This is a genomic window from Pseudoalteromonas sp. GB43 (assembly GCF_054923805.1).
This window is the reverse complement of sequence record NZ_JBPCHJ010000001.1, coordinates 2,645,697-2,658,838: the sequence shown is the minus strand read 5'-3', so window position 1 is coordinate 2,658,838 and position 13,142 is coordinate 2,645,697. Positions and strand designations below refer to the sequence as shown.

Annotated in this window: 9 protein-coding genes and 3 pseudogenes; 5 read left to right on the top strand and 7 right to left on the bottom strand. The window is 42.2% G+C overall.

What is annotated here, in order from left to right:
• Positions 1-18 precede the first annotated feature (18 nt).
• Together ACRWSG_RS12620 and pomA are read right to left on the bottom strand one after the other, a co-directional pair.
• On the bottom strand, positions 19-942 hold the full coding sequence (locus ACRWSG_RS12620; RefSeq protein WP_054552563.1) for a flagellar motor protein MotB: 924 nt from the start codon (positions 940-942) through the stop codon (positions 19-21).
• A gap of 3 nt (positions 943-945) precedes the next feature.
• On the bottom strand, positions 946-1,713 hold the full coding sequence (gene pomA / locus ACRWSG_RS12615; protein WP_462166460.1) for a flagellar motor protein PomA: 768 nt from the start codon (positions 1,711-1,713) through the stop codon (positions 946-948).
• Between the two features lie 272 nt (positions 1,714-1,985).
• Here pomA and xseB point away from each other — a divergent pair, with 272 nt between their 5' ends.
• The 5 genes from xseB to ACRWSG_RS12590 all read left to right on the top strand — a co-directional run bounded on the left by xseB (position 1,986) and on the right by ACRWSG_RS12590 (position 7,459).
• Entirely contained in the window at positions 1,986-2,228 is a 243-nt protein-coding gene (gene xseB, locus ACRWSG_RS12610) for an exodeoxyribonuclease VII small subunit (protein ID WP_054552565.1), read from the top strand.
• Between the two features lie 4 nt (positions 2,229-2,232).
• A complete protein-coding gene (gene ispA / locus ACRWSG_RS12605) occupies positions 2,233-3,120 on the top strand; it encodes a (2E,6E)-farnesyl diphosphate synthase (protein WP_138615821.1) in 888 nt (295 codons plus the stop codon).
• Between the two features lie 88 nt (positions 3,121-3,208).
• Positions 3,209-5,071, top strand: coding sequence for a 1-deoxy-D-xylulose-5-phosphate synthase (dxs, locus tag ACRWSG_RS12600; protein ID WP_138615819.1), 1,863 nt, complete (start codon positions 3,209-3,211; stop codon positions 5,069-5,071).
• Positions 5,072-5,289: 218 nt separating this feature from the next.
• Complete coding sequence (locus tag ACRWSG_RS12595; protein ID WP_462166459.1) at positions 5,290-5,496, top strand: hypothetical protein; 207 nt, start codon at positions 5,290-5,292, stop codon at positions 5,494-5,496.
• On the top strand, positions 5,444-7,459 hold the full coding sequence (locus ACRWSG_RS12590) for a hypothetical protein (RefSeq protein ID WP_462166457.1): 2,016 nt from the start codon (positions 5,444-5,446) through the stop codon (positions 7,457-7,459). Before ACRWSG_RS12595 ends, ACRWSG_RS12590 begins: the two co-directional genes overlap by 53 nt.
• 104 nt (positions 7,460-7,563) lie before the next feature.
• Here ACRWSG_RS12590 and ACRWSG_RS12585 read toward each other — a convergent pair.
• The 5 genes and pseudogenes from ACRWSG_RS12585 to ribH all read right to left on the bottom strand — a co-directional run bounded on the left by ACRWSG_RS12585 (position 7,564) and on the right by ribH (position 13,075).
• Positions 7,564-10,651 (bottom strand): annotated as a pseudogene (locus ACRWSG_RS12585) (diguanylate cyclase domain-containing protein).
• 33 nt (positions 10,652-10,684) lie between these two features.
• Positions 10,685-11,169, bottom strand: a pseudogene (locus ACRWSG_RS12580) (phosphatidylglycerophosphatase A family protein).
• Positions 11,166-12,140, bottom strand: a pseudogene (gene thiL, locus ACRWSG_RS12575) (thiamine-phosphate kinase). Before thiL ends, ACRWSG_RS12580 begins: the two co-directional pseudogenes overlap by 4 nt.
• 44 nt (positions 12,141-12,184) lie before the next feature.
• Positions 12,185-12,595, bottom strand: a complete 411-nt coding sequence (gene nusB / locus ACRWSG_RS12570; RefSeq protein ID WP_054552571.1) for a transcription antitermination factor NusB — start codon at positions 12,593-12,595, stop codon at positions 12,185-12,187.
• Positions 12,596-12,610: 15 nt separating this feature from the next.
• Positions 12,611-13,075, bottom strand: coding sequence for a 6,7-dimethyl-8-ribityllumazine synthase (gene ribH, locus ACRWSG_RS12565; protein WP_054562661.1), 465 nt, complete (start codon positions 13,073-13,075; stop codon positions 12,611-12,613).
• Positions 13,076-13,142: the final 67 nt, after the last annotated feature.

The following is a 13,142-nucleotide window of genomic DNA, read 5'->3' as shown; positions in this document are numbered from 1 at the left end:
GGCTTAACTTTAATTGATTTACTGCCTTACATCAATAGGTTCAGATTCGTGTGCTTTACCTTGCATAATAGAGATTTCAACACGGCGATTTCGCTTGCGATCTTCGTCGGTTACATTCGGTACTAGAGGCCTCGTTTCTGCGTGACCGACTACCATCATACGGGACTTATCAAACCCTGGCGCTTTTTCCATTTCACTGGCAACTGCCACCGCACGTTTTGATGATAAATCCCAATTATTAGTATAAAGCTCATTCGATACTTGGAAGTCATCAGTGTGACCTGACACGGTTATTTCACCCGGCACATCTTTTAACAGCGTAGCAATATCACGAATAATAGGTTTAAATTTTGGCTGTAAAAAAGCACTACCCGATGGGAATGAACCATTCTCACGAATGCGAATAATAATTTGCTGGCCTAATGACTCGAGCTCAATCGCACCATCCATAATTTGCTGTTCTAGTTGCTGAGCAATTTTCTTCACAAGTTCATTTGTTTGTTCTTGATCAGCCGCAGAAATTGACTGTTCTAAAGCTTGTTGCTGAGCCGTACTTTGCGATTCACCACCACGTTTATTACCGCGCTGTTCTTGTCGACCACCGGCGGAGCTTTCGTCGCCAGCCTGAAACTCAAGCATTTGTTGTGTCATCTCAACGGTTTGTTGCTGAATCGTTTCAATAGGTGTTGGCTCAGGTTTGCCTGGAGTAAACTCCATGGCAATAACAGAGGTTCCTTTTGGAATATCTTTTACTTCAATTTTATTTTGTACACCAAAAGCAAACTTCATAGAGCCAGCAATTTGCTTAAACTTCAGCACGTCCATTTCAGAGAAAGCAAGCAAGAGTACAAAGAAGCACATTAATAATGACATTAAATCCGCGAAGGTACCCATCCATGCAGGCAAGCCTGGTGGAGGACATTTGCACTCTTCATCTGACATGCTCTACTCCTCGGTATCAACTTTACGTTTTGATTCGGCTAAGTAGTTTTTCAAAATACCTTCAATTACTTTCGGGTTCTGACCGTCTTGAATACCTAGCACCGCGTCAAGAATTAAGCGTTGATTGAGGGCTTCTTCGTCTTTACGCAGTTCTAGTTTTACCTGAATTGGAATAGCGACAACGTTTGCTAAGAAAGCACCATAGAGAGTTGTTAAAAGGGCAACTGCCATTGCTGGGCCGATTGCCTTTGGGTCATCCATGTTTGATAACATAGCAACCAGACCGATTAGCGTACCGATCATACCCATTGCAGGAGCAATATCGGCAAGTGATTTGAATAAACCAGCACCGAGTTCATGACGGTTAGCAGTAAGAGAAATATCTTTTTGCAGCGTGGCGCGAACGACATCAGCATCATGACCATCCACTAACATATCGACCCCTTTACGCATAAAACCGTTGGGGATTTCAGCTTCTTCTAATGCTAAGAAGCCACCTTTACGTGCAGAATCAGCTAATTCTACTGCTTTTTCAATTAATTCTTCCGGAGATTCGATTTTGAACATAAAAGCTTTTGCTGCCACTTTACCTATGCCCAAAAATTGCCCCATGGTGAAATTTGATAATACAATAAAAATCGAACCACCAAATACAATGACCACCGAAGGCGTGTTGTAAAACATTGCAACTTGGTCATCACTACTTAACACCATCGACATAGCAATTAAGCCTATGGCACCAAGAATACCTATTATGGTTGCTAAATCCACATACCCCTCCAGAGGAACAATTACACGATACACTCAAGTATCAAATTTTTATTATTAACTGCTTATCGGCAAGCAGTTGAAATACTTAAATCATTAAATGAATTAATTTTATTTTAATGTAAGATTTTTAAGCTACAAGTTTAAGCTGTATTTAAAATCGTAAAAATAGCATACTAAAAATGAATTATGCGTAAAAAAACACATCATTCTTTGACCTAGTTTAGCATTCCCCCTAAAATTGGCCTCACTTTCTAACAGCTATCGAGGCCACAATGGCAACAAAGAAACCAGAAAACTTAAGCTTTGAAGAAGCACTGGATGAATTATCTCAAATTGTTGCACAAATGGAGCAAGGTGAATTGTCACTGGAACAATCACTAAAACAATTTGAACGCGGCATTGCGCTAGCAAACGCTTCGTCTGGTAAGTTACAACAAGCCGAACAAAAAGTTGCCATTTTAATGGGTAACGATAGCCAAGCGCCTCTTAGCAATTTTGATTCAAACTTGGACTAATTAAGTGCAATTAAAAGAACAATTACAACGCGCTCGTGAAGACGTAGAAGCACACTTAAATCGCTATTTTGAACAGCCACTTAATACCGAAAAAAACATCAAAGAAGCCACCCACTACGGTGTTCTAAATGGTGGTAAACGCTTACGTCCTTACCTTGTATATGCAACGGGCCGGATGATGGGCGCGGACAAGGCCGATCTTGATATTCTTGCCGCCGCTATTGAGTGTATTCATAGCTATTCTTTAGTTCATGATGACTTACCAGCAATGGATGATGATGACTTAAGACGTGGCCGCCCTACCTGTCATATTGTCTATGGCGAAGCACAAGCCATACTCGCAGGTGATGCCTTACAAACACTGGCATTTGATTTAATTGCCAATCATCAATTTGCTGTTTCTGCGAGCCAGCAAGTAAAAATGATTGCCTCATTAAGCAAAGCCTCAGGTATTGAAGGTATGGTAGGTGGGCAAGCACTGGATATTGAAGCGACCGATAAAGAAATTACAGTTGCTCAGCTAGAGCGCATTCATCAGCTAAAAACGGGTGCCTTGCTTAATTGTGCAATTACACTCGGTGCATTGAGTGCAAAAAGCTGTGATGAACATACACTCGCGCAATTAAACCTATTCGGTCAAGCAATTGGGCTGGCCTTTCAGGTACAAGACGATATCCTTGATGTAGAAGCTGATACTGAAACATTAGGTAAGCCACAGGGTTCCGATGTTGCTGCAAACAAAGCAACCTACCCTGCTTTATTAGGGATGGCAGGCGCAAAGCAAAAAGCCCAAGATTTGCTGGCTCAAGCCCATCAAGCTCTTGAGGCTATTGATTACGACACCAGCGAATTAGCGAGTCTTGCAAGCTATATTGTTGAACGCAATTATTAATACCTAAAAAGAAAGACAAAATAACTAAAAAATCGGAGCGGCAATGGGCTATAATGCACTCTGGTTAGCGAAGGATGTATAAAAAATCATGACACTTGATAGTAGCAAGTATCCATTATTAAGTTTGGTTGACGAACCAGCACAACTGCGTGATTTAGCGCAAGACAAGTTACCTGCGTTTAGTAAAGAGTTACGCGAATACCTACTTAACTCAGTTTCGCAAAGTAGTGGTCATCTAGCATCAGGTTTAGGCACTGTTGAGTTAACAGTTGCACTGCATTATGTTTATAACACTCCTGAAGATCGTTTAGTTTGGGATGTGGGTCATCAAGCATACCCGCATAAAATCTTAACGGGTCGTCGTGACCAAATGCATACTATTCGTCAAAAAGACGGTTTACACCCATTCCCATTCCGTGAAGAAAGCCCATACGATACTTTCAGTGTTGGTCATTCGAGCACCTCAATTTCAGCAGCCTTAGGTATGGCCATTGCTGCAGAAAAAGAAGGTAAAGATCGTAAAACTGTTGCTGTTATTGGCGATGGTGCGATCACTGCTGGTATGGCATTTGAAGCAATGAATCACATGGGTGATGTTAATCCTAACGTGTTAATTATCTTAAACGACAATGAAATGTCGATTTCAGAAAACGTGGGGGCACTCAATAACCACTTTGCCCGAATTTTATCTGGTAGCTTCTACACCAATATTCGTGAAGGCAGTAAAAAGCTCCTTTCTGGTTTACCGCCTGTGAAAGAACTTGCTAGCCGCATGGAAGAGCACCTAAAAGGAATGGTCATTCCGGGTACGTTCTTTGAAGAGTTAGGCCTAAATTACATCGGCCCAATCGATGGTCATGATGTAAATATGTTGGTTGATACCTTACGTAATATGCGTAACCTTAAAGGCCCACAGTTACTACATATTAAAACGCAAAAAGGTAAAGGTTATAAGCCTGCTGAAGCGGATCCAATTGGCTACCACGGCGTACCAAAATTTGATCCGAGCATGTCGAAATTACCAAAATCAAAACCGGGTGCTGCCACATTCTCAAATGTGTTTGGTGACTGGTTATGCGATATGGCAGCCCAAGACGACAAGCTAATGGCAATTACCCCTGCGATGCGTGAAGGTTCAGGCATGGTGCGTTTTTCAAAAGAGTATCCTGCGCAATACTTTGATGTGGCGATTGCTGAACAACATGCTGTAACGCTTGCAGCAGGCCTCGCTTGTGAAGGGTTGAAGCCTGTTGTTGCTATTTATTCAAGCTTTTTACAACGCGCTTACGATCAACTTATCCACGATGTAGCATTACAAAACTTACCTGTTTTATTCGCTATTGACCGTGCAGGTATTGTTGGTGCTGATGGTGAAACTCACCAAGGCGCCTATGACTTAAGTTTTATGCGCTGTATTCCTAATATGATTATTATGGCGCCAAGCGACACTAACGAGTGCCGCCAAATGCTTTACACTGGCTACCAATGCAATCAACCTGTTGCTGTTCGTTACCCACGTGGTAGTGCCGGCAATTGTGATGTTGAATCAACAATGAGTGCGATTGAAATCGGTAAAGCGCGTAGTATCAAACAAGGTAGTAAAGTGGCCATCTTGTCGTTCGGTACGCTGTTAGAGAGCGCCAAAGTAGCCGCAGATGAGCTAAATGCAACAGTGATTGATATGCGCTTTATCAAACCTCTTGATACTGAAGCTATTAATGAGTTACTTAGCAGCCATGATGTCATTGTTACTTTAGAAGACAATGCTATTGCAGGCGGTGCGGGTTCTGCTGTGAATGAATATTTGGCTGCAATCAAAGCCGATGTGACTATCTTAAATTTAGGTATTCCAGATGAGTTCATTAAGCATGGCACACAAGATGAAATGCACGCTGAGATGGGCCTAGATGCCAATGGCATCTTAACTCGCATTAAAGAGTTCATGGCTTAAAACTATACGCAATTCATTAAAAAGGAGCCTCATGGCTCCTTTTTTATTATTTAAAACCATACACATAAAAAATAACTTACCTATTTTCTATTTTCTTGCATCCAATATCTTTAGCTAGCCGTTTATTCATTGAGGTTAACTCGTGAGCACGTATTTTGTCGTTAAACAATACAGGTTGTTTGTTCACATTTGATGGAATATTTAAAAGGTATAGACAAATGAATACGATTAAAAGTAAAGCTATTAAAGATCAACAACTCGCTAATTCAAAACTATCTAAGGTCATGTTTTCTGCCATTGCTCTTGCTGTGATGCTGGGTATTACAGGGTGTGATGGAGATGATGGTAAAGATGGTGCTATGGGAGCTCAAGGTGCAGCAGGGCAAGACGGTACTAATGGTGTCGATGACCGAAAATGGCGCTGACGGTCAAAATGGCGCTGATGGTATGAATGGCAACGATGGCGCTCCTGGCTTTGCATCAGCAACATTTATATTAGCGAACAATGGCTCAGATAATGCGGGCACTATCAACCTCATTGATCAAAATGCCGCTAAACTCACAACATTTAATACTGGTGCTAATGAAGGTGTTGTTTTCGATAGCTTAGGTAATTTAGTGCAAGCTGCTGATTCTGGAAATGGAGCACTGAGTACCGTATGCCAAGTGTTAAACCGTGCAGATGGCATGTACACCAATAATATTGATCGTACGTTAACTGGCACAAACACCACACTTGTAAATCCGAAGGGCATACATATCTCTAATAAATATGGTCTTGTTTTTATTGCTGATTTTAATGCTATGCAAGTAACTGTATTTGGTAAAGAAGCTGCAGGCGATGTAGCACCATTAGCAACAACGGTAACTGATGCAACACCATGGGATCTTACGTACGATGAAAATAATGATCGTCTTTACGTCGCACTAACTAATGGTGATGTTGCTGTTTACGACAATTATGTAATGGGTGGTTTTACTGCAACACCAACTCGAACCATTACACCAAGTGATGAAACTGGTACAAAAATTTCAGTCAATATTCATGGTATTGCTTTAGATATGACTAGTAACAAGCTTGTGCTGTCTGATGTAGGTAGTGCATCTGATGCAACAGATGGTGCACTCTTTGTCATTTCAAATGCTGCTCAAGCAGATGGTATGGTAGCGGTTGACCGTCATATAGCAGGTCCAATGTCTATGCTCGGTAACCCTGTGGATATAAGTCTTACTGGCAGCGACTTGCGTGTGGCTGAAAAATCAAATGATGCAGTTTTAGTATTTAGTAATATATTTGCAGGCGAAAGTGGTGATGTATCACCAGATCTCATCACGCCAACAACAAAACCTGAATCAATAACAGAAACCGTTATGCATAATAATATGCAAGATAGCTCTGATAGTATTATGGTTAACATGCCCCTGCTCGGTGTAGCTGTAAGTAGTAACCCAGGAACAGTAGGTCCAACAACAGGTCAAATTAGTCGTTTAAACGCACCTTTAACAGCCGAACTGGCAACGTATAATGCAAATCAAACAATTGAAAGTGTGGCTTTTGATAAGTCTGGCACTAGCTACGCAACATTTGATGATGCAGTTACATCGATGGGTGGTATCGTTATTTCAAACAAGGTTGCAACACAGCGTAACGGCGAAAGTTACGCAACCAACCAAGATAGAACAATCATGGGAGCAAGTACTGGTATTATCTCACCAAAAGGTATTGATATAGCTTCAGATACAGGCATGATTTTTGTTGCTGAATTTAATGCAACAACGCCTGGTGTTCTCATTTTCTCTAGCTGCGCAACAGGTGATGTAAGCCCATTAATGACCCTAAAACCCAGTGCTAGTGCACGCCCTTGGGATGTAGACTATGATCCATCAACTGACAGGGCATTTGTTGCACTTACCAATGGCACAATTGCTGTTTTTGATGAAGTGAAAAGCAAGTGGATGTCAGGTATGACAACCATTACAGGTGAAGATCGTTTAATTACCCCTGCATCGGGCGGCACTGCATTTGCTGCACCAACCAATATTCATGGTATTGATTACGACCCATTAAGTGACTCACTAATAGTTTCTGATGTTGGTTCTGCAGCCGATGCCACCGACGGGAAAATTTATGTGATTAATAGTGCCGCTATGGCCAGTGGTTTAACCAATGTAAGTGTAAATATCGCAGGTCCTGCAAGCCAATTAGGTAACCCTGTCGATATTATGTATACGGGTAATGATTTATATGTTGCCGAAAAATCAAATGGCCTAGTTATGCGCTTTGATAATATTTTAAATAGCCCTAGCGGTGACATTGCAGCAACGGTGAGCTACTCCTTTACCGCCCCAGAGTCTGTGGCTGTTTTACCAGCTTGGCTTAAACACTAACCATCAAAAGGTGTTTAGGTAACGAACGCCTCTGTTGGCCTCCAATGCCTTATCTAGCCCTAGGTAAGGCATTTTTTATATCTGCTCACTTAGTTTAGAGAGTATTAACGCATCCAAATTTTAATATCGGCTAAACCATTGGCTTGCAGTGCGCTGAGCTGCTGATCAACATTGTTGCTTTGCTCGAACTCAAAAGCATCTAATTGCTCATCAAAGGTAATGTTTGCTACACCATCGCCACCGCGCTTTTTAACTTGATGCAGTGCGATATCGGCAAGGTTAACTGAGGTTTCCCAACCAATAACTTGGCCACCCAGTAAAGGTAACGGATAAAAAGACCAACCAATCGACGCAGTGATAGTGGTCGACTGTCCATTCGGTAATCTAAATGGGTTTGCTGCAATTGCTTCACATAAATCGGCCACATAATTGTCTATTGCTGTGCGTTTGAAATCACGTAGTAAGAGTAAAAACTCGTCACCACTCCAACGCGCAACATAGTCAGAACCTTGAGTACGGCTATTCAACAAAGTCGCCATTTGCTGTAAACAGCTATCGCCTGCAAGTGGGCCATACGCATCATTAATGCGGCTGAAGTTATCAAAGTTTATTATTAATAGCACTAGCGACTTACCCTGCGCTTGCAATGACTGTGAGTTACGCTGGAAGTGTTCGATATCTTTAGGGAGCTGATCAAACAAGAAGCGACGGCTACGTAAGCCTGTAAGCTCATCTGAGTGACTAACTAGCTTAAGCTGTGAGTTCACTTGGTTAAGCTTATCGTTAGCTTCTCGAAGCTCTACGGTACGTTCTGTTACTAAGCTTTCAAGGGCTAATTGCTTACGTTTCTCTTGCGCTCTAAATACCCAAAACACGAGGTAGAACAGTAAAATAAAGCTGCTGGTGATCAAGAGTCTAAAATAAATAGTCTCATCAAAACGACGCGGCACTACAAAGCTGTACTCGGTACGACGTGCTTTTTGCCAATCTTCACCACGACGCTTTGCTTCAAGTTGGAACAAAAACGACCCCGGCGGTAAGTTGGTATAGATTGCCTCACGACGAGTATTGGCATAACGCCAGTCACTGTCTAAGCCACTTAAACGGTAACGGAACTCGATACTTGAAGGGGCATAATAATCAATCGCGGTATATTTTAACGTTACATCGCGTTCATCAATTTGTAGCTCAGGCTTATTACCTAAAGTTGCGGTACTTAAATGACGAAGCGGCGTGATCAAGCTTTCAATGCGAGGCTTAAGTGCTTGTACACCAAACAGCTCAACGCTCTTTGGTATTTCTACCACACCTTGCAGACTTGGGTACCAAATAGAGTTGCCTGTGTCTGCTACAGCATCATGGCCAAGGCCTGCACAAACATTGACTGGCTTTACCATCAAGTTGACGGTCAAACGATGAGATCACTTGTTCTACTTTTAAACTTTCGATATCAGTACCAAACTGCTCTACAGGCATACGGTATACGCCTTTCATAGTACTGACCCAAATACGTTTTAATTGCTTGTCGTAAACTAGACTGAAAATAGAGCCATACGGTAGACCATCGGTGGCATCTAACTGACGCCACTGCCCTTTGGTACTGCGATAAAATAAGCCATCGTTAAGTGAACCAATTAATATTCCCACTCCTTCGATATTCAAAATACTGGTGACGTAAGCACTTTCTAAACTAGTTTGGTCGCCAATTTTTTCAATCCCCCGGTCGGTAAAGTAATAAGCTCCTTTACTGGTACCTATTAAGCCAAAATTTTGCTCATCATGAACATAAGTAATAAATTTGCTGCTTAAGAAGGCATTGTATGCAAAAGGTGTTAAACCACCATAACTTAAGCGGTACATACCGCGGCCAGTACCGAGCCAAAATCCACCTTTGCTAGAACGGCTAATTGCAAATACTGGGTTATCGCGCAGCGCTCGCCCAGGCACCGTATACAGGTTTTGGTTTTCGTAATAAAACACACCGCGGCCTGTTGCGATGTACAAACGATCACCATCAAATTGTAAGTCGTGCACTGCTGCTCGACCAAACTGATTACTCGGAATTTGATTTACAAAATTCTTGTTGTAGTCGAAGTAGCCAACACCGCTACGGTTAGCCACCCATAATTTGCCATCAGGCGCTTGGCTAATCGCCATCACCGCTTCGGTCATATTTGAGATAGCTGAGTGACGTTCAATACGCCCTTCGTGAGCAAGCCATAAGCCTTCACTGAAGCTTGCCAGCCAAATGTTATTTTGATTGTCACGGAAAATATCGGCAAACCAAATGCTTTGATCGAGCTGGCTAGGTTCAACCCATTGCCAATCTCCTGAATTATTACGGAATAATAAGCGTCCATAAGTAGAGATCCATAGCGCGCCATCGGAGTCGCTCATAAACTTATAAACGGCAGAGTTACTGGCATTTGGCAGTGGGAATGGACGCAGCTCGTCATCTAAATCAAGAAAGTAGGCACCAAGCTCTGAGGCAAGATACAAGTTACCTTCAAGCCACGCCATGTCATGAATAATGGTTTGTGCTAAACGCTCAGGTAATGAAACCTTGGCAGTCAGCTCTAATCGTAATTTCGCAAAATCAGAAGAGGTATTAGTTAAACGCAATAAATGGCGCTCATTGACCAGCCAAATACCTTCTGGCGACAATGCCATTTGACTCACCGAACCAACAATTTGCGTAATAGCAGTGGCATTAGATACAGGTACAATTAACGCGGAGTTTTGATTGAGTGTGACTTGATTTCGAGCAACGTAATAAAGGCCATTCGCTGCAATCCAAATACTGCCTTTGGAATCTTCGAGAATATCGCGCACCGGACCTTTAACGTTAAAGGTTTGCGACATCATGGTTTTAGGATCAAGTGTTACTAAACCATTCTTGGTACCAACCCAAAGTAACCCTGTGCTATCGACTAGTAATTTATTGATACCATTACTTGGCAGGAAGTCGCTGTTTTGCGTATTGAAGTTAGTGAACGTATTACCATCAAAGCGGCTTAAGCCAAACTGAGTACCCAGCCACATATAGCCTTGCTCATCTTGAGCAATACTTTTTAATGATTGCGATGGCAAGCCATTTTGGATGTTCCACTGTTTGACGACATAGTCAGTAATAGATGCAAACGCAGGCATGCTGCAAAGCATCAACAAACAGACAACTAGAAATCGCATCATATACTTGCCACCAAGTAACACTTAACTCATCGTTTAAAAAGGCAAATAGCCTGCTTTAAACAAGGCTTGAACACAAATTAATGAAAAAACACCTGCTAAAATATCATCAGCCATGATGCCCAAGCCCCCGTGTAAACGTCTATCTAAAATTCTGATAGGACCTGGTTTAGCGATATCAAAAAAGCGGAACAATAAAAAACCAACCAACAGTGACTGCCAACTCAGTGCAGCACCAATCATGGTGATATAATAACCAGCAACTTCATCCCAAACAATGGCTGGATGATCATGCACCCCTAAGTCATCTGCTGTTTTACCACATGCCCAAATACCAAACACGCTGATCACGACAGCAAATACAATTTGTAACCAAAGCGGAAAATACATTGTGGTGAAAATAAATGGCAAGGCAGCAAAGGTACCAAAGGTGCCTGGCGCTTTAGGGGCAAGGCTAAGCCAAAACCCAGACCAAAAAATTGGTGTGGGCGTTTTAAATTGAATAAACGGTTACTGCTCAAACCGGCTCCTTTGTAAAGTGCTGAAAGCCTTTTCCTTGGTAGTTAAACTTTTCGCCGTCAAGCAATAGCTCAATCTCACCTTCGCCACTTTTAATTTGACCTACACAGCTTGCTTCTACACCATATTGGCGCAGTTTCATATCAACCATGCTTTTATTGCTTTCTGGCACAGTAAACAGCAACTCATAGTCGTCACCGTAATTTAAGATATAGTCAAATTGCTCAGCACGTGGAATCGACGAATTTAATGCATCAGAAACAGGCACTTTATCAACATTGATTACCGCACTAACTTGCGATAGCGCTAAAATATGGCCTAAATCAGCTAATAAGCCATCGGAGATATCAATTGCTGAAGAGGCTGCGCCTCGCAAAACTTGCCCCGCTGCTACACGTGGCGTCGGATAATCAAAACGATTATTTAAATAGCTTAAGTGTTCAGGGGCGATATCGAGGCCTTGTTTACGGGCTTCAATGGCTACACCAGCATCTCCTAATGGACCTGTTACATAAATCCAATCGCCCACTTTAGCACCGCTACGGCGCAGTGCTTTGCCTTCAGGCACGATGCCTTTAGCACAAATCGTAATAGTTAAAGGACCTTGAGTGGTATCACCACCAATGATTTGCACATTGAAGTACTCTGCAATTTCATGCATGCCTTCAGTGAACTCTTCAAGCCACTCTATATTTGCTTCAGGCAAAGTTAGGCCTACCGAAATCCACGTAGGTTCAGCGCCCATTGCCGCAAGAATCACTTAAGTTAACAGCTAAAGCTCGATGCCCAAGAGCACGCGCAGAGATGTCATCAAAAAAGTGTACGCCCGCAACTAAAGTATCTGTTGTTACCGCCAATTGACAGTTTTCAGGCACAGTTACTAAGGCACAATCGTCACCAATACCTAGGTTCACATCACGGCGAATAATGCCACGACCCTAAAGTAACGATTGATTAATTCAAATTCCTTCATACACAAAAAAGCCGGCCCAAGCCGGCTCTCCTTTACGGGGTTACTTACTTACGCAGTTCTTTCACTGCTTTATCAAGTACACCGTTGACAAATTTATGGCTGTCTTCAGCACCAAACATCTTAGCCAACTCAATGCCTTCATTGATTGCCACTTTGTAAGGTACGTCTTCACGGAATTTCAGCTCATAGCCAGACAGACGTAAAATTGCTTTTTCGACCATGTCTAACTCATCAGCTGGGCGTGCTAAATGTGGTGCAACGATTTCATCTAATTGCTTACAGTTAACAACAACACCGCGTGCTAGGTCTTTGAAATATTCGACGTCGATCTTAGTCACATCATTTTCAATTAACATTTGCTGTTCAATATCAGCAATTGGGTTGCCGCTTAACTGCCAAGAGTATACGGCTTGAAGTGCTAAGATACGTGCTTTACGTCTTGCTGCTGGTTTCACAGAGATTCCTTAAACTTAAATTTTGTCTAACACATTAACCATTTCAAGCGCACCTAAAGCAGCTTCGCCGCCTTTATTACCCATTTTGGTACCTGCGCGCTCAATTGCTTGCTCAATGCTTTCAGTGGTTAATACGCCAAATGCAACCGGGATATCGTACTCAAGAGATACTTGTGCAAGACCTTTGTTTGATTCGCCAGCGACTAAATCAAAGTGTGGCGTACCACCTCTGATCACGACACCTAGAGCGATGATTGCATCGTGTTCTTTCTTTGCTGCAACGCGTTTCGCTGCTAAAGGTAATTCAACGGCACCTGGTACGTAAACAACAGTAATGTCGTCTTCAGAAACACCACCTGTGCGCTTAAGCTCATCAACAGCACCTGCTAATAGGCTGCTACCAATAAAGTCATTAAAGCGAGAAATGACAATGGCAAATTTTTTGCCCGGTGCGTATTTGTTACCTTCAATAATTTTCATTTAATAACCCTAAAAAATAAGTTTAAGCAGTTGCGATTGCGCAAAAATTACGGCGCATAATATCACA